Genomic DNA, 17,128 nt, shown 5'->3' on the forward strand with positions numbered 1-17,128 from the left:
GTCAGTGCTCACACGTCTTTGCGGATCGGCTCTTCGACTTTCTGTGCCTGCACATCGATGGTGTGCGGCTGGTTTACAGAGGCTTGGGGCTGTACCGGTGGAACCGGTTGGGACGGGGTCGCATTCGGGTCGGCCGGTTTTTCGTCGTCGTTCATGGCTTTCTTGAAGCCCTTGATCGACTCGCCGACGTCGGTGCCGAGGTTTTTCAGTTTCTTGGTGCCGAACACCAGTACCACGACAACCAGGATGACGATCCAGTGTTTCCAGTCAAAAATGCCCATGCTGCTGCTCCTCTCTAATAGTTATTCAGGCGGACGGGCGCGAGGCTTTCTCGGCGTGTCCGGAGAGACCGAAACGACGGTCCAGTTCATCGAGTACAGCCTGTGGATGCTGCCCCAATTGGGCGAGCATGACCATGCTGTGGAACCACAGATCGGCGGTTTCGTAGATCACATCGCTGCAGTCGCCGCTGACGGCGGCGTCCTTGGCGGCAATGATGGTTTCGACCGACTCTTCGCCGACTTTTTCCAGAATCTTGTTCAAGCCCTTGTGGTACAGGCTGGCGACATACGAGCTGTCGGCGGCAGCGCCTTTGCGCTCCTCCAGTACCTCGGCGAGGCGGGTGATAGTGTCACTCATGTGTGTGCCCTGCGGAATAGATGGCGTGCGGATCTTTCAGAACCGGGTCGACGGTTGTCCAGTCGCCGTTCTCATAGACGCGGTAGAAGCAGCTCTGGCGGCCGGTATGACAGGCGATGTCGCCGATCTGCTCGACCATCAGGATGATGACGTCGGCGTCGCAGTCCAGGCGCATCTCGTGCAGGGTTTGCACATGGCCGGACTCTTCGCCCTTGCGCCACAGCTTGCCACGGGAGCGCGACCAGTAAATGGCGCGGTTCTCGGCAGCGGTCAGTTCCAGTGCTTCGCGGTTCATCCAGGCCATCATCAGGACGCGCCCGGTCTTGTGATCCTGGGCAATGGCCGGCACCAGGCCGTCAGCGTCCCACTTGATCTCGTCCAGCCAGTTTTTCATCTTCGACTCCGACAGCGGGCTCGACACTTCAATAGCCGAGCTCAGGCGTTGAAACAGTGTGCCAGTCGTTCACACAACTGGCTATCGGCGCACGACCAGATACAAACCGACCGCCATCATGATGCCAGCTGGCCAATAGTCCAACTGATTCAGCGGTCCGCCAGCGGCAAGGATGGCGCCACCGGCCAGGTGCGCCGTGCCGAGCAGGCGCAGGAACCAGTCGTCACGGCGTCGGTGCCACGCAGGCGGCGGGTCATAGGCGTGGGGTTGGGACATGCGTTCGAGCAGATCGCGGGCCATGTTGGCCAGGTGCGGGATCTGTTCGAACTGGCTGTGCACGTTGCCGAGCAGGGCTTTGGGGCTGACCCGCTCGCGCATCCAGCGTTCGAGGAACGGCTGCGCGGTGTTCCACAGATCAAGGTCCGGGTACAGCTGACGGCCCAGGCCTTCGATGTTCAACAGGGTTTTTTGCAGCAGGACCAGTTGCGGCTGCACTTCCATGTTGAAGCGGCGCGCGGTCTGGAACAGGCGCATCAGCACCTGGCCGAAAGAAATATCTTTTAACGGTTTTTCGAAGATCGGCTCGCACACGGTACGGATCGCTGCTTCGAATTCGTTGAGTTTGGTTTCCGCCGGCACCCAGCCCGAATCGATGTGCAACTGCGCCACGCGACGGTAATCGCGCTTGAAGAAGGCGAACAGGTTGCGTGCCAGGTAATCCTGGTCTTCCGGGGTCAGGCTGCCGACGATGCCGCAGTCGATGGCAATGTATTGCGGGCTCCACGGATTCACGGTGCTGACGAAAATGTTGCCGGGGTGCATGTCGGCGTGGAAGAAGCTGTCGCGGAACACCTGGGTGAAGAAAATCTCCACGCCACGCTCGGCGAGCATTTTCATGTCGGTGCGCTGGTCGGCCAGGGTTGCCAGATCGGTGACCTGGATGCCGTAGATGCGCTCCATCACCAGCACTTTCGGCCGGCACCAGTCCCAATAGACTTGTGGCACGTACAGCAGCGGCGAGCCGTCGAAGTTGCGCTTCAACTGGCTGGCGTTGGCCGCCTCGCGCAGCAGGTCGAGTTCGTCGTAGATGGTTTTTTCATAATCACTGACCACGTCCACCGGATGCAGCAGGCGCGCATCGGCCGAGAGTTTTTCGGCGGCGCGGGCGAGGATGAACAGCCACGCCAGGTCCTGGGCGATCACTGGTTTGAGGCCCGGGCGGATCACCTTGACCACCACTTCCTCACCGGTTTTCAGTTGCGCGGCATGCACCTGCGCCACCGAGGCTGAGGCCAGCGGCTCGACATCGAAACGGCTGAACACATCGCTGATTTTCTTGCCGAGTTGTTCTTCGATCAGCTTGACCGACACTTGCGAGTCGAACGGCGGCACGCGGTCCTGCAGCTTCATAAGCTCATCGGCGATGTCTTCTGGCAGCAGGTCGCGACGGGTGGACAGGATCTGCCCGAACTTGATGAAGATCGGCCCCAGGTCCTGCAACGCCAGGCGCAAGCGCGCGCCACGGCTCAGGTCCAGGGTCTTGCGCGGGAACCAGCGCCACGGCAAGGCATAGCGCAGCGCCCGCAAGAACCAGGGCAGCGGCAGGGCGAACAGCAGGTCATCGAGGCGGTAGCGGATCACGACGCGCTGGATGCGCAACAAACGGCGGGCGGCAAGCAGCTTCATGCGTTATCGCTTGGGTCGAGGGATCGGGAAAGGCGCTCGAATCGCGCCTCGAGACGTTCCAGATCGAGCTTGATCTGGTCCAGTTCACTGAATCGGGCTTCGGCTTCGCGCTGACCGACGAGGGTGCGCGATTCTTCGGCCAGGTACTCGCCCAGGTTCTGGCCCAGGCTGGCAAAGCCTTGCTGATACCAGCGGGCGCGGCTGCGCAGGTGACCGCCGAGCAGTTGCGTGGCCACCGGGCCCAACCAGCGCGAGAGTTCGTACTCCCAGTCCAGCTCCAGGTCCTGGAGGATCGCCGCCAGCTCCAGCAGTACGCCGCTGTCGCCGTCGAGTTCGACTTCAGGGGCGTGCAGAACAGAAGTCTTGTCCTTGCTCATGGCCAGTTTCAGCAGGCTCGAGGCCGGTGCACGCAAGGTGCAGTCGGCGCCGGTTTCCCACTGGGAGGCGAGCATCAGGCCTTCGTCGCTGGGCAGGATGAACAGTTGCAGCGCCGGGCTGCGGCAGTCGACGGCAATCACTCTGCCGCTCAAATGCGCCAGCCGCGGCAGCGCCGTGCTGTCGAGACGCAGCACCCGGTTCAGGCCGAGTTCAACGCTGGCGAGCAGGCCGGCGAGCAGCATCAGGGCTTGATGCCGCGGTGCAGGGCAACGATGCCTGCGGTCATGTTGTGATAGGTCACGCGGTCGAAACCGGCCTCGACCATCATCGACTTCAGGGTTTCCTGGTTCGGGTGCATGCGGATCGATTCGGCCAGGTAGCGATAGCTTTCCGAGTCGTTGGTGATCAGCTTGCCCATCAGCGGCATGAAGGCGAACGAGTAGGCGTCGTAGGCCTTGGACATCAGCGCGTTGGTCGGCTTGGAGAATTCCAGCACCAGCAAACGGCCGCCAGGCTTGAGCACGCGCAGCATCGAGCGCAGGGCATCTTCCTTGTGGGTCACGTTGCGCAGGCCGAAGGCGATGGTCACGCAGTCGAAATGGTTGTCCGGGAACGGCAGCTTTTCCGCGTCGGCCTGGACGAATTCGACGTTGCCGGCCACACCGAGGTCCAGCAGGCGGTCACGACCGACCTTGAGCATGGATTCGTTGATGTCGGCCAATACGACCTGGCCGGTCGGGCCTACCAGGTGCGAGAATTTTTTGGTCAGGTCGCCAGTGCCGCCGGCGATGTCGAGCACGCGGTTACCGGCACGAACGCCCGACAGTTCGATCGCGAAACGCTTCCACAGACGGTGCATGCCGCCCGACAGAAGGTCGTTCATCAGGTCGTACTTGGCGGCTACCGAGTGGAAAACCTCAGCGACTTTTTCCGCTTTCTGGCTTTCCGGAACGTTTTTGAAGCCGAAGTGAGTGGTGGGTTCGGCATCGCTGCCTTTGCGCTGATCAGTCATATCGCTGTCACCAAAAGAGAATGCGCGACATTCTAATCCCCAAGGCATGCTTTGTCTTGGCAAGGCTGAAGGTAAGATGGGCAACCATCGGGACGTTTTGACGCAGCAGAGGTCAAGATGCCTCGGGAAAGCATCCATAAAGCAGGAGTCATTTGATGGCCCGTATTAGTGTTGAACGTGCCCATGGCCTGGGTAAGGCAGCGGCTCGCGAAAAGGCCGACAAGCTGGCGCAGAAACTTTCCGATCAGTATGGCCTGGAGCCGCAGTGGTCCGGCGATACCCTGAACCTCAAGCGCTCGGGTGTGAAGGGCGCGGTGCATGTCAGTGAAAATTCGATCAAGGTCGACGTGGAGCTGGGCCTGATGATGTCGGCCATGAGCGGCATGATCAAAGCGGAAATCGAAAAGGCGCTGGATAAAGCGTTGGTCTGACTCGGTTTCCGCGTGAACCGAGATCCCATGTGGGAGCGAGCCTGCTCGCGATGAGGGAGTGTCAGTCGACATTCATTTTGACTGATGAATCGCTATCGCGAGCAGGCTCGCTCCCACATTTGTTTTGTGGTGCACCTGACCTTTCATGTCAGTTGTTAGGGTGCCGTTTCTAATTTTTCTCCCTACTTTGTGCCAGAGCCCGACACTTATCCGGGCAGTTCCTCAAACCTTCTGCGCGTGAGGTGCACCATGGCCAAAGTTATTTTGAAGAAAAAAATCGACCCGTCGACCAGCACGCTGAGCGACGTCAAATCCTATGCCCGCAAGATCTGGCTGGCAGGCCTGGGTGCCTACACCAAGGTCGGCCAAGAGGGTAGCGAGTACTTTCAAGAGCTGATCAAAGCGGGTCAGGTTGTTGAAAAGAAAGGCAAAAAGGTAGTCGCTGAGAAACTTGAAGCGGCCAATGCCGAGATCGATGAAGCCAAGAGTGAAGTCAGCACTTTCAAAGGCCGCGTCGAAGTTCAACTCGACAAGGTCGAGAAGGCGTTTGACACGCGTGTCGCAAGTGCCTTGAATCGTATCGGTATTCCGTCTAAACATGACGTTGAGGCACTCTCTGCTAAGCTCGATGAGCTGACGGCATTGCTCGAACGTGTCGCGCGTAAATCTTAAGGAGAACGGGATGGCTGTTAAAAAGAACACCGAAAAAGAAGGCAGCTCGTGGATCGGGAAGGTTGAAGATTACTCCCGAAAAATCTGGCTGGCTGGTTTAGGCGTGTACTCGAAGATCGACACTGACGGCAGCAAACTCTTCGATGCATTGGTTAAGGACGGCGAGAAAGCCGAGAAGCTCACCAAGAGCGCTGTTGGCAAGACTGTCGACGCCGCCAAGGACTCCGCTTCTTCGGCCAAATCGCGTATCAGCGGCGTGAAAGATCGCGCACTGGGCAAGTGGGATGAGCTGGAAGGCGCTTTCGACAAGCGTCTGAACAGCGCCATTTCGCGTCTGGGCGTACCGAGCCGCAACGAAGTCAAGGCACTGCACAGCAAGGTCGATACCCTGACCAAGCAAATCGAAAAACTGACCGGTGCCAAGGTTGCGCCTGTTGCGGCGAAAACCGCGGCAGCCAAGCCGGCCGCCAAAACCGCAGCCAAGCCACTGGCAAAAGCAGCGGCTAAACCTGCTGCCAAACCTGCGGCTAAAACTGCAGCCGCCAAACCGGCCGCGGCCAAACCAGCCGCCGCCAAGCCTGCAGCGAAAACTGCAGCGGCCAAGCCGGCAGCCATCAAGCCAGCAGCCAAACCGGCCGCGGCGAAAAAACCAGCGGTGAAAAAGCCGGCCGCTCCAAAAGCTGCCGCGCCAAAACCAGCAGTGGCAGCTGCCAAACCGGCAACGCCGGCAGCTCCGGTCAGCGCATCGAACTCCGCTACCGCACCGACCCCTGCTGTCACCCCGACTGCCGCGCCAGCTCCATCGACGCCAACCAGTCAGTCCTGATTCTCAGGGCTCAAGAAAACGCCCGGCCTGTGAAGGTCGGGCGTTTTTGTTTGTGCGCGAATCTCTGAGCGACACAAGCCCACTGTAGGAGCGAGCTTGCTCGCGATGGTATTGCAGGCGCGAAGTAGCGTCGGCTGTACCTTTTTCGCGAGCAAGCTCGCTCCTACAGGGGGGCGTTGTGGTCAGGATTATTCGTGGTCTTCCAGATACTCCATCGCCATCTGCTCGGTCGCAGCCTTCATCGACGGCAGCAGGTGCGGTGCCACCAGCATCATGATCTGGTAAACCACCAATCGCACCTCGCCCTGACGATCAAGAATCCGCTGGTAATCCAGCGAGAACAGCAGCGTCATGGTGATCTGCTCCACCAGTTGCCCCAGTGCCTGGGTATCGCTGACCAGCAGCCCTTGCGCCTGCAATCGTGCCAGCAGCGATGCCAGTGTGCGCTTGAGTGCATTGAGCAGGTTGCGAATGCCCTTGGCCAGTTTCGGCAGGCGCCCGGCGAGGTTCGACAGGTCCTGGAACAGGAACCGGTAGTGGGACAGGCGTTCGACGATCAGGTGCAGGAACAGCCAGTATTCTTCGGGCGCCAGCTCGGCATCGGCCGGTGGGTCGAGCAAGGGCGCCAGTTCGCCCTGGAAGCGCTCGAACAGCCCGAGAATCAGCGGTTCCTTGCCGTGGAAGTGGTAGTAGAGGTTGCCCGGGCTGATGCCCATTTCATTGGCAACTTCCATGGTGGAGACATTCGGTTCGCCCTTTTGATTGAACAACTGCAGGGCACATTCGAGGATCCGGTCGCGGGTTTTCATCCAGTCTTCTTAATGATCGGGTCTTGCCACGGCCGGCAGAGGCCGTGGCTCGTTGAACGTCAGCGCACGCGTACGTAAGTACCGGGTGCTGCCTCCATCGGTGGATAGTTCTGATTGCCGAGCGCCATGTGGGTCTCCTTCTGCGCGCCGGAACGTTCCTGAATCCAGCTCAGCCATTGGGTCCACCAGCTGCCATCGACATGCTTGGCGTCGTAGTACCAGGCTCGGGGGTCGCTGCTCAGTTTGCCGTTCTCGACGTAGTTGGCTTTCGGGTTGCTCGGCGGGTTGAGGATGCTCTGCACATGACCGCTGTTGGACAGCACGAAGCGCCGCTCGCCACCGAGCAACAGCGTCGAGCGATACACCGCGTCCCACGGCGTGATGTGATCGTTGATGCCGGCGACGCTGAAGCTGTCGACAGTAACCTTCTGCAAGTCGATCGGCGTGCCACACACTTCCAGCCCGCCCGGGTGGGTCAGCGGGTTGTGCTTGAAGAAGTCCAGCAGGTCGCCATGTAGGGCGGCCGGCAGGCGCGTGTTGTCGTTGTTCCAGTAGAGAATGTCGAACGCCGGTGGCTCCTTGCCCAACAGGTAGTTGTTGACGAAGTAGCTCCAGATCAAATCGTTGGGGCGCATCCAGGCGAAGACCTTGGCCATGTCGCGGCCGTCCAGTACACCCCGCTGATAGGAGCGGCGCTTGGCAGCCTCCAGAGTCTGCTCGTCGGCGAACAGCGTCGCAGGGCTGTCCATCTGACTGTCGAGCAGGCTCACCAGGTAAGTCGCGCTGGACACCCTGCGCAGCTGCCGCTTGGCCTGCAAGTGACCTTGCAACGCGGCAATGGTCAGCCCGCCGGCGCAGGCGCCCATCAGGTTGACCTCGCGTGCACCGGTGATCGCCCGGCAGACATTCATGGCCTCTTCCACGGCTTCCACGTAGGTCGAAAGCCCCCATTCGCGATGGCGCACATCCGGGTTGCGCCAGCTGATCATGAAAGTTTGCAGGCCGTTTTTCAGGGCGTACTGGACGAAGCTGTTATGGGGGCTCAGATCGAAAATGTAGTACTTGTTGATTTGCGGCGGCACCACCAGCAGGGGCTTGGAATACTGCTTTTCGCTCATCGGCTTGTACTGGATCAACTCCAGCAGCTCGTTGCGAAACACCACGGCACCGGTGGTGGTGGCGACCGTCTTGCCGACCTCGAACGCTTGCTTGGTGACTTGCCGGGGCAGGCCATCGTTGTGCAGCAGATCGTCCACCAAATGGCCGATGCCACGCACCAGGCTGTTACCGCCGGAATTGAACAGTTCCTTGACCGCCAGTGGATTGAGCAGGGTGTTGGAGGGTGATACGGCGTCGTTCAGCAGGGCGAAAGCGAAGTGGGCGCGGGCGCGGTCGTCCGGGCTCATGTCGCTCTCGTCGATCCAGCTCTTGACCTGTTTCTGCCAGCTCAGATAGGCCTGCAGGCTACGGCGATAAAACGGGTTGAGGCTCCACGCCGGATCGGCGAAGCGAGCATCTTGCGGGTTGGTCGGGTGCAGGGTTTCGCCCAGCAGCACACGGCCAAGCTGACCGCCGAGTTTGAGGGCATGTCGGGCACTGTGTACCGGATTGCGCAAGCCATGGGCGGCCACACTGCGCAGGGTCGACAACAGATCCCGACCACGCAGGCCGGTAATCGCACTCTGTGCATTGATGAACGCGGCGGGAGTCGGTAGGGAATCCCTCGCTGGTTTCTCGCGCATGAGTCAACACTCCTTCGTCTTCAGGCCAAAAACAAATACACCGAACCAGAACACCATAGACGCTGTAACGGATTGTTGCGCGGCGTGGCGTCCTGCCGACCGCCGATGCAGCGGTTTAGCTGCCCAATGGCGCCGGACGCGGATGCATCACCGCGCGCTGGCGCTCCTCTTCCAGGAATTTCATGATGATCGGAGCCACCGCTTCGGCCCGGGTAATCAGGAACAGATGCCCGTCATCGATGATGTGCAACTGGGCGTTGGGAATCCGCCAGGCCAGCAAGCGCATATTGACCAACGGGATCAGTGGGTCATCGTCACCGGCCAGTACCAGGGTCGGCTGGCGGATCTTGTGCAACCAGTGGATGCTGGTCCAGCCGAGGCCGGCGAACAGCTGCCAGTAGTAACCGAGCTTGCCCGCTGAACGCACCTTGGCCGCATGGCTGGCGGCCAGCGTCGGGTCGCGACGGAACGCACCACCGTAGATCATCGGCGCAATGCGGATCACGTGGGACGGCTGGATGTAACGTCGCGGGCTGGCCATCATCCACAGCACTTTCGGTTTGCCCGGCACCATCACCGCACCCGCCGCCGTTGCGGCCAGCACGAGTTTCTTGCAGCGCTCCGGATAGTCATAAGCGAACTGTTGGGCCAGGGCGCCACCCCAGGACACGCCGATGACGTTGATTTGCCCATAGTCGAGATAGTCGAGCATCCGCGCCGTGAGTTTCGCCAGGCTCGGAAAACGATACGGCCGGTTCGGTGTCGACGAACCGCCGACGCCGGGTACGTCGAAGGCGATGACTTCCAGGTCCGGGTCCAGCGCCGCGATGAACGGGAACACCAGCTCCAGGTTGGCGCCGATGCCGTTGAAAATCAGCAGGGGCGTCAAGTGAGGCTTGCCGGGGCGTACCGCCGTGCGGAGCGTCTGGCCATCCAGATCGACGGTACGGAATATGAAGGGTTGCGGCATGCTTCTGGCCCTGTGGGTCGCTCTCTTGAATTCTTCCCCATCCCCTGTGGGAGCGAGGTGTGTCAGTTACCGCTCATGCACATAGGTGCCTGGCGCGGCTTCACCCGCTGGATAGGCCTTGTTGCCCAATTTCAACGGTGCTTTTTTCAGGTTGCCCGCACGCTGTGCCTGCCACGCCTGCCAGTGCAGCCACCAGGAGTCGGCGTGCTTGGTCGACTCTTCTTGCCAGTCATCGGCATTGGCGGGCATTTCGGTGCTGGTCATGTAGCGCGATTTCGGATTGCCCGGCGGGTTCAGAATGCTCTGGATGTGCCCGCTGCTGGACAGCACGAATTCAACGTTGCCGCCGAACAATTGCGCCGACTTGTAGCAGGAACGCCACGGGGTGATGTGATCGTTGGTGCCGGCCAGCGAGAAGATGTCGGCGGTGACCTTCTTCAGATCGATCGGAGTGCCGCACACTTCCAGTGCATCGGCACGGGTCAGCGGGTTACTTTTGAACATCTCGATCAGGTCGCCATGGAACGCAGCGGGCAACCGGGTGGTGTCGTTGTTCCAGAACAGAATGTCGAATACCGGCGGTTCGTTGCCCAACAGGTAGTTGTTGACCCAGTAGTTCCAGATCAGGTCGTTGGGGCGCATCCAGGCGAAGACTTTCGCCATGTCGCGGCCTTCGAGAACACCGGCCTGGTAGGAGTGGCGCTTGGCGGCTTCGAGGGTTTGCTCGTCGACGAACAGGGCCACGTCGCTGTCCAGGGTAGTGTCGAGCACGCTGACCAGCAGGGTCAGGGCGTTGACCTTGTTCTCGCCGATTGCCGCGTAGTGGCCCAACAGCGCGGTGCAGGTGATGCCGCCGGAGCAGGCACCGAGCATGTTCACGTCTTTGCTGCCGGTGATCGAGGTGACCACATCAACCGCTTCCTTGAGCGCTTCGATGTAGGTCGACAGGCCCCACTCGCGCTGCTCCTTGGTCGGGTTGCGCCAGCTGACGATGAAGGTCTGCACGTTGTTGCGCAGGCAGAACCGCGCCAGGCTCTTTTCCGGACTCAGGTCGAAAACGTAGAACTTGTTGATCTGCGGCGGTACCACCAGCAGTGGGCGTTCATGCACCTGTTCGGTGATCGGCTTGTACTGGATCAGCTCCAGCACGTCGTTGCGAAAGACCACTGCACCCTCGGTCACGCCAAGGGTCTTGCCGACCTCGAATGCGCCCATGTTGACCTGGCTCGGCATGCCGCCGTTATGCACCAGGTCCTTGGCCAGATGCGAGAGGCCATCGAGCAGGCTTTTACCACCGGTTTCGAAGAAGCGCTTGACCGCCGCCGGGTTGGCCGCCGTGTTGGTCGGGGCGAAGGCTTCGGTCATCAGGTTGATCACAAAGTGCCCACGGCTGACGTCCTTGGGCGGCAGGTTGCTGTCGCCGATCCAGTCGTGGAGTTCCTTGCGCCACGCCAGGTAGGTTTGCAGATAACGTTTGTAGAGCGGGTTCTGGCTCCAGGCCGGATCCGCAAAGCGACGGTCATCGCTACCCGGTTGCAGCTCGGATTTACCGAACAGCACGTTCTTGAGTTCAAGGCCGAAATGCGCGACATGTTTGGCGCTGTGAATCGGTTGTTTGATGGCCTGCCTGAGCACCATTCGAGCAGAAGCCAGTAGATCCTTTCCACGCAGTCCAACGACAGGATTCAGCCCCAAGGTGTTTTCCGAGGCTTGACTCTTCAAGTCATCGTTATTCTTGTTACTCATCTACGACGCTCCATTGTCCTGAGACGAGTACCGGGTCCTGCTGTGTAGTCACACAGCCAATGCCAGGTACTACTGCTCGGGGTGACCGTTAATACTGCATCGCTGCTTTTTTAATGCAGAGAGCACTGCAGGGAACTTGCCAGTTCCATTGGTTACCCGAGTTTAATTTTTTTCGCAAGCAGGCCAATCGGCGGCCCTGAAGCGGAGCATTCAAACAGATGAAATTAGAAAATGCCCTCTAAAGAGCGAGAGGCTCGGATTAGAGCATCAGTTTGACGATGGATTCGTTCGGATCGCGGGTTTTTCCGGCGGCTTTGAGCTCGGCCAGATAATCTTCCCAGAGTGCGTCATAACGTCGCCCCAGCTCGTACAGATATTCCCAGGTGAACAGACCACTGTCGTGACCATCATCGAAGGTCAGTTTCAGTGCGTACTGACCGGCCGGTTCTACCTTGGTCAGGCTGACGTTGATCTTGCCGAATTGCAGGATGGGTTTGCCGTGGCCCTGGACCTCGGCGGAAGGAGAGTGCACGCGCAGGAACTCGGCGGGCAGGGTGTATTCCTCGCCGGACGCGTATTTCAGCGACAGGGTTTTCGAGGCTTTGTGCAGCTTGATGTCGGTGGGAAGCATAGAAAGAGCCTTGGGTGGCGAGCTACAAGCTTCAAGCTTAACTCCATCAGCTTGACGCTTGTAGCTTGCAACTTGAAGCTTACAAAATATAACGGGACAGGTCTTCGTTCTGCGCCAATTCGCCCAGGTGGCTGTTGACGTAGTCGGCGTCGATCTGGATCACCTTGCCGTCATGAACGCTGGCCAGGTCGCCGGCGCTGAACGACACCTCTTCGAGCAGGCGCTCAAGCAGGGTGTGCAGGCGACGGGCACCGATGTTTTCGGTTTTCTCGTTGACCTGCCAGGCGATCTCCGCGATGCGCTTGATGCCGCTCGGCTGGAACTCGATGCCCAGGCCTTCGGTTTTCAGCAGTGCGCAATATTGCTCGGTGAGCGAAGCGTGAGGCTCGCTGAGGATGCGTTCGAAATCCTCAGGGCTCAGGGCCTTGAGTTCGACACGGATCGGCAGGCGGCCTTGCAGCTCGGGCACCAGGTCGCTCGGCTTGCTCAAGTGGAAGGCACCGGAGGCGATGAACAGGATGTGGTCGGTCTTGACCATGCCCAGCTTGGTGTTGACGGTGCAGCCTTCGATCAGCGGCAGCAGGTCGCGCTGCACGCCTTCGCGGGACACATCGACGCCACCGGAATTGCCACGCTTGGCGACCTTGTCGATTTCGTCGATGAACACGATGCCGTGCTGCTCGACCGCTTCCAGGGCCTTGGCCTTCAACTCTTCATCGTTGACCAGGCGGCTGGCTTCTTCGTCACGCACCAGCTTGAGCGCTTCCTTGACTTTGAGCTTGCGGGCTTTCTTCTTGCCCTTGCCCATGTTGGCAAACAGGCTTTGCAGCTGGTTGGTCATTTCTTCCATGCCCGGTGGCGCGGAGATATCGACGCCGGCCATTTCGGCGACTTCGATTTCGATCTCCTTGTCATCCAGCTGACCTTCGCGCAGGCGCTTGCGGAACAACTGGCGGGTGTTGGAATCGGCAGTCGGGGCGTCGTCGTTGCTGAAGCCCATGCGTGCCGGTGGCAGCAGGGCGTCGAGGATGCGCTCTTCAGCGGCGTCTTCGGCGCGGTGGCGAACCTTGACGATTTCCTGTTCGCGCAGCAGCTTGATCGCGGCATCGGCGAGGTCACGAATGATCGATTCGACGTCGCGGCCGACATAGCCGACTTCGGTGAACTTGGTCGCTTCGACCTTGATGAACGGCGCATTGGCCAGTTTTGCCAGGCGACGGGCGATCTCGGTTTTACCGACACCGGTCGGGCCGATCATCAGGATATTCTTGGGTGTTACTTCAACGCGCAGCTCTTCTGGCAGCTGCATGCGCCGCCAGCGGTTGCGCAGGGCAATGGCGACGGCGCGCTTGGCATCGTCCTGGCCGATGATGTGGCGGTTGAGTTCGTGGACGATTTCACGGGGAGTCATGGACATAATATTCAATGGACCTCAAGCAAGAATGAGCCGTGGTGCGATGGCTGCACGGGCTTACTCGGCGCAGTCCTGCTCCTCAATGGTCTGGGTGTGGTTGGTGAATACACAGATGTCGGCGGCGATGCCGAGGGCGGTTTCGACGATTTCCCGGGCCGACAGATCGGTTTTCTTCAGCAGCGCGCTGGCAGCGGCCTGGGCGTAACCGCCGCCGGAACCCATGGCGATCAGGCCTTCTTCGGGCTCAACCACATCGCCGTTGCCGGTGATGATCAGGGAGGCGTCTTTGTTGGCGACGGCGAGCATGGCTTCGAGGCGGCTCAGGGAGCGGTCGGTGCGCCATTCTTTGGCGAGTTCGACGGCGGCGCGCACTAGGTGACCCTGGTGTTTTTCAAGCTGGCCTTCGAAGCGTTCGAAGAGGGTAAAGGCGTCAGCGGTGGCGCCGGCAAAACCGGCGATGACCTGACCGTGGTACAGGCGACGAACTTTTTTCGCGTTACCTTTCATCACGGTATTACCAAGGGAAACCTGGCCGTCGCCGCCCATGACGACTTTGCCGTGGCGGCGAACTGAAACGATGGTGGTCAAGGGAAGAGTCTCCACGCAGCTGGGCGAAAATGCCTTATGCAAACTCATATGGGGGTGGTGGAGCGTTTTTCAACTGTAGGACGGGAGAGGGGACGAGTGGTGTGTTGTGATGGTGATGGGTTGTCGCTGAAACAATTGTGGCGAGGGAGCTTGCTCCCGCTTGGCTGCGAAGCAGCCACAAACCCGGTCTATGCGGTCTACCTGATGGACCGCAAATGCAGGTTTTGGGAGTGCTGCGCACTCCAGCGGGAGCAAGCTCCCTCGCCACAGGGGGCGTTATCGGCTTTGGCGTTGTTGTAACAGCAAGTTGCTAAAGCCTGCGCCGGCCAATTGTTTCTGCGCCGTGGTCAGTTGTTCGCGGTTGCTGAACGGTCCGACCAGCACCCGATACCAGGTTTCGTCCTTCACCGTGCCGGACTCAACCGCCACGGCCTGGCCCAACAGAATGATCTGCGCCCGAACCTTGTCCGCATCAGTCTCTTTGCGGAACGAGCCAGCCTGCAGGAAAAACTTCGTCACAGGCGCAGCCTTGACCGGTGGCGCAGGAGGCGGAGTAATCCCGGCCAAAGCAGCCTGGGCGCGCGCGGTGTCGATCTTCGCCGCTTCGGCCGGGGTGACCGGCGTGGTCGGGATGGCCGGCACTTGCGGCGTCGGCAGGGTTTTTTCCGGCACGGCATCCGGCGGCACGATGACTTCCGATTCCGGCAGCAAGGTGTAGAAGTCGTACTTCGGCTTCACCGGTTGCGTCGGGCTCGGCGGGGTCTTGTTGGCCTCGGCGATCTTGCTGGCTTTCTGCTGTTGCTGTTGCTCGACTTTTTCACGCTTGACCGTGTCGCTGCCCTTGCCCGGTTCCAGCTTCATCAGGAATACGATGAAAGCGCCGACCGTCAGGCCGATGGCCATCCACAGCCAGCCCGGGATCGGTTGCTTTGCAGGAGCTTGGTAACGGCTGGCGCCACGCTTGGGTGCAGGTTTTTTCTTGGCAGCCAACTTACATACGCTCCAGAGTTTCCAGGCCCAAGAGTTCCAGGCCTTGCTTGAGAGTGCGTCCGGTCAGCGCGGCGAGGCGCAGGCGGCTCTGCATTTGTGCCGGGGTATCGGCGGCGAGGATCGGGCAGTTCTCGTAGAAGCTGGAGAACAGGCCTGCGACGTCGTACAGGTAAGTGCAAAGGATGTGCGGGGTGCCTTTTTCGGACACGTTGTTCAGGATCTCGCCAAACTGCGCGAGCTTCGCCGCCAGTTCGTGTTCGTGCGCCGCTTCGAGGACGATCTGGCCGTCGACTTCGCTGAAGTCCTTGCCGAGCTTGCGGAACACGCCGGCCACGCGGGTGTAGGCGTACAGCAGGTACGGTGCGGTGTTGCCTTCGAAATTGAGCATCAGGTCGAAGTTGAAGCTGTAGTCGCTGGTGCGGTGCTTGGACAGGTCAGCGTATTTCACTGCTCCGATGCCCACCACCTTGGCGATGTTGCGCAGCTCAGTCTCGGCCAGTTCAGGGTTCTTGTCCTTGACCAGGGTGTAGGCGCGCTCCTGGGCTTCGGTCAGCAGGTCGATCAGCTTCACGGTGCCGCCATCACGGGTCTTGAACGGACGACCGTCAGCGCCGTTCATGGTGCCGAAGCCCATGTGTTCCATTTCCATTGGATGGGTCACGAAACCGGCCTTGCGCGCCACGGCGAACACTTGCTGGAAGTGCAGGGCCTGACGCTGGTCGACGAAGTACAGCGCACGGTCGGCCTTGAGCTTGCCGCTGCGGTAGCGCACGGCCGCCAGGTCGGTGGTGGCGTAGAGGTAGCCGCCGTCAGCCTTGACGATGATCACCGGCAGCGGGTCGCCGTCGGCGTTCTTGAACTCGTCGAGGAACACGCACTGGGCGCCGTTGCTCTCGACCAGCATGCCTGCGGCCTTCAAGTCGTTGACCACGTTGATCAGGTCGTCGTTGTAGGCGCTTTCGCCCATCACGTCGGCCATGGTCAGTTTGACGTTGAGCAGTTCGTAGATCTTCTGGCAGTGGGACAGCGAGATGTCCTTGAACTTGGTCCACAGCGCCAGGCAATCGGCGTCGCCGGCCTGCAACTTGACCACCAGGCCACGGGCGCGGTCGGCGAACTCTGCGGATTCGTCGAAGCGTTGCTTGGCGGCGCGGTAGAAGTTCTCCAGGTCCGACAGCTCGTCGCTGGTGATCGGGTTTTCCTGCAGGTAAGCCATCAGCATGCCGAACTGGGTGCCCCAGTCGCCGACGTGGTTCTGACGGATCACGGTGTCGCCGAGGAATTCCAGCACGCGGGCCACGCCGTCGCCGATGATGGTCGAGCGCAGGTGGCCGACGTGCATCTCTTTGGCCAGGTTCGGTGCCGACAGGTCAACCACGGTGCGCTGCACCGGGCCAGCCTTGCGCACGCCGATGTGGGCGTCGGCCAGGGCGGCGTCCAGGCGGGTCGCCAGGGCGTCGGTGTTCTGGAAGAAGTTCAGGAAGCCAGGGCCGGCGATTTCGGTCTTGGCGACATTTTCGTCAGCCGGCAGCGCGGCAATGATTTTTTCCGCCAGATCGCGGGGCTTCATGCCGGCCGGCTTGGCCAGCATCATGGCGATGTTGCTGGCGAAGTCGCCGTTCTTCTTGTCGCGGGAGTTTTCCACCTGGATCGCCGGCGACAGGCCTTCAGGCAACACACCTTCGTTGACGAGTTGGGTGATGGCTTGTTGGATCAGCTGGCGAATGGTGTCTTTCATGGTCTTCTCTTTCGACCGCAGGCGCGGCGGCGCATCATGCGCTGGTGGAAAAACTGGGCATTATCCGTTGCGAAGACGGGCTTGCCAACCTTAGCAGGCAGGATATGGATGTGTGGTGACAATTAGGGCCTCTTCGCGAGCAAGTCGAATTGTCGCACCGCCGCTCCCACAGGTTTTGAGGTGGATACAAAATGTAGTTCCACCCGAGAACCACTAATGAAATGGCTACCCCCGCTGCCCCCTGTGATCGCCCACTAAGCTTTCGCAGGGGGCTCATCGGAGATCGTTGCCATGAACAAAGTAGCTATTGCCGCCATCGACTTGGGAAAACACACCTTTCATCTACATGCACAGGATGATCGTGGTCACGAGCTGTACCGAAAAAAATTCAATCGGGTAACGCTCATGCAGCACCTGGCAAATCTCGAGCCCTGCACCATCGTGATGGAAGCCTGTGGCGGC

General features: G+C 60.2%; 18 protein-coding genes and 1 pseudogene. 4 read left to right on the forward strand and 15 right to left on the reverse strand.

All coding sequences use genetic code 11. From position 1 onward, the window contains the following. Positions 1 to 8: 8 nt before the first annotated feature. The 6 genes from AC1DVE_RS11420 to ubiE form a co-directional block, all read right to left on the reverse strand. Entirely contained in the window at positions 9 to 281 is a 273-nt protein-coding gene (locus AC1DVE_RS11420; protein ID WP_223457564.1) for a twin-arginine translocase TatA/TatE family subunit, read from the reverse strand. Between the two features lie 25 nt (positions 282 to 306). Further along, positions 307 to 639, reverse strand: coding sequence for a phosphoribosyl-ATP diphosphatase (locus AC1DVE_RS11425; RefSeq protein ID WP_223534693.1), 333 nt, complete (start codon positions 637 to 639; stop codon positions 307 to 309). After that, positions 632 to 1,033, reverse strand: a complete 402-nt coding sequence (gene hisI / locus AC1DVE_RS11430) for a phosphoribosyl-AMP cyclohydrolase (protein ID WP_085725456.1) — start codon at positions 1,031 to 1,033, stop codon at positions 632 to 634. Before hisI ends, AC1DVE_RS11425 begins: the two co-directional genes overlap by 8 nt. An 81-nt stretch (positions 1,034 to 1,114) precedes the next feature. Beyond that, entirely contained in the window at positions 1,115 to 2,719 is a 1,605-nt protein-coding gene (gene ubiB / locus AC1DVE_RS11435; RefSeq protein WP_223457568.1) for a ubiquinone biosynthesis regulatory protein kinase UbiB, read from the reverse strand. Next, positions 2,716 to 3,339 carry a ubiquinone biosynthesis accessory factor UbiJ gene (locus AC1DVE_RS11440; protein ID WP_223457570.1) on the reverse strand — a complete coding sequence of 208 codons (624 nt, stop codon included), beginning with the start codon at positions 3,337 to 3,339 and terminating at the stop codon, positions 2,716 to 2,718. The genes ubiB and AC1DVE_RS11440 overlap by 4 nt, the downstream gene beginning before the upstream one ends. Then, positions 3,339 to 4,109 carry a bifunctional demethylmenaquinone methyltransferase/2-methoxy-6-polyprenyl-1,4-benzoquinol methylase UbiE gene (ubiE, locus tag AC1DVE_RS11445; protein WP_053153319.1) on the reverse strand — a complete coding sequence of 257 codons (771 nt, stop codon included), beginning with the start codon at positions 4,107 to 4,109 and terminating at the stop codon, positions 3,339 to 3,341. The genes AC1DVE_RS11440 and ubiE overlap by 1 nt, the downstream gene beginning before the upstream one ends. A gap of 155 nt (positions 4,110 to 4,264) precedes the next feature. Here ubiE and AC1DVE_RS11450 point away from each other — a divergent pair, with 155 nt between their 5' ends. The 3 genes from AC1DVE_RS11450 (at position 4,265) to AC1DVE_RS11460 (ending at position 6,038) form a co-directional block, all read left to right on the forward strand. Further along, on the forward strand, positions 4,265 to 4,540 hold the full coding sequence (locus AC1DVE_RS11450) for a polyhydroxyalkanoic acid system family protein (RefSeq protein ID WP_223457572.1): 276 nt from the start codon (positions 4,265 to 4,267) through the stop codon (positions 4,538 to 4,540). Between the two features lie 249 nt (positions 4,541 to 4,789). After that, positions 4,790 to 5,212, forward strand: coding sequence for a phasin family protein (locus AC1DVE_RS11455; RefSeq protein WP_223457574.1), 423 nt, complete (start codon positions 4,790 to 4,792; stop codon positions 5,210 to 5,212). A gap of 10 nt (positions 5,213 to 5,222) precedes the next feature. Beyond that, complete coding sequence (locus AC1DVE_RS11460) at positions 5,223 to 6,038, forward strand: phasin family protein (RefSeq protein ID WP_223457576.1); 816 nt, start codon at positions 5,223 to 5,225, stop codon at positions 6,036 to 6,038. Between the two features lie 188 nt (positions 6,039 to 6,226). On the opposite strand, the gene AC1DVE_RS11465 is transcribed toward AC1DVE_RS11460, so the two are convergent. The 9 genes from AC1DVE_RS11465 to argS all read right to left on the reverse strand — a co-directional run bounded on the left by AC1DVE_RS11465 (position 6,227) and on the right by argS (position 16,666). Then, the gene (locus tag AC1DVE_RS11465) at positions 6,227 to 6,847 is read right to left on the reverse strand and encodes a TetR/AcrR family transcriptional regulator (RefSeq protein ID WP_223447394.1); all 621 of its coding nucleotides are present in this window, start codon (positions 6,845 to 6,847) and stop codon (positions 6,227 to 6,229) included. Between the two features lie 59 nt (positions 6,848 to 6,906). Then, positions 6,907 to 8,589, reverse strand: a complete 1,683-nt coding sequence (phaC, locus tag AC1DVE_RS11470) for a class II poly(R)-hydroxyalkanoic acid synthase (RefSeq protein ID WP_223457584.1) — start codon at positions 8,587 to 8,589, stop codon at positions 6,907 to 6,909. A 115-nt stretch (positions 8,590 to 8,704) separates the two neighbouring features. After that, complete coding sequence (gene phaZ / locus AC1DVE_RS11475) at positions 8,705 to 9,559, reverse strand: poly(3-hydroxyalkanoate) depolymerase (RefSeq protein ID WP_223457586.1); 855 nt, start codon at positions 9,557 to 9,559, stop codon at positions 8,705 to 8,707. Positions 9,560 to 9,625: 66 nt separating this feature from the next. Next, positions 9,626 to 11,305 (reverse strand): class II poly(R)-hydroxyalkanoic acid synthase, encoded by a 1,680-nt coding sequence (gene phaC, locus AC1DVE_RS11480; RefSeq protein WP_223457588.1) that lies wholly within the window; start codon positions 11,303 to 11,305, stop codon positions 9,626 to 9,628. A gap of 259 nt (positions 11,306 to 11,564) precedes the next feature. After that, the gene (locus AC1DVE_RS11485) at positions 11,565 to 11,936 is read right to left on the reverse strand and encodes a gamma-butyrobetaine hydroxylase family protein (RefSeq protein ID WP_223457590.1); all 372 of its coding nucleotides are present in this window, start codon (positions 11,934 to 11,936) and stop codon (positions 11,565 to 11,567) included. A 79-nt stretch (positions 11,937 to 12,015) separates the two neighbouring features. Next, positions 12,016 to 13,353, reverse strand: coding sequence for an HslU--HslV peptidase ATPase subunit (hslU, locus tag AC1DVE_RS11490; protein WP_008047842.1), 1,338 nt, complete (start codon positions 13,351 to 13,353; stop codon positions 12,016 to 12,018). 54 nt (positions 13,354 to 13,407) lie between these two features. Beyond that, positions 13,408 to 13,938: an ATP-dependent protease subunit HslV gene (hslV, locus tag AC1DVE_RS11495; RefSeq protein ID WP_046031180.1), complete on the reverse strand. Its 531-nt coding sequence runs from the start codon at positions 13,936 to 13,938 to the stop codon at positions 13,408 to 13,410. Positions 13,939 to 14,214: 276 nt separating this feature from the next. Then, positions 14,215 to 14,928: an SPOR domain-containing protein gene (locus AC1DVE_RS11500; RefSeq protein WP_007975583.1), complete on the reverse strand. Its 714-nt coding sequence runs from the start codon at positions 14,926 to 14,928 to the stop codon at positions 14,215 to 14,217. A gap of 1 nt (position 14,929) precedes the next feature. Further along, positions 14,930 to 16,666, reverse strand: a complete 1,737-nt coding sequence (gene argS, locus AC1DVE_RS11505; protein ID WP_223457592.1) for an arginine--tRNA ligase — start codon at positions 16,664 to 16,666, stop codon at positions 14,930 to 14,932. 291 nt (positions 16,667 to 16,957) lie between these two features. Between argS and AC1DVE_RS11510 the strand changes: the two are divergent. Then, positions 16,958 to 17,128 (forward strand): annotated as a pseudogene (locus AC1DVE_RS11510) (IS110 family transposase); the annotation flags it as partial.

It is taken from the genome of Pseudomonas sp. P4_B4, from assembly GCF_056402255.1.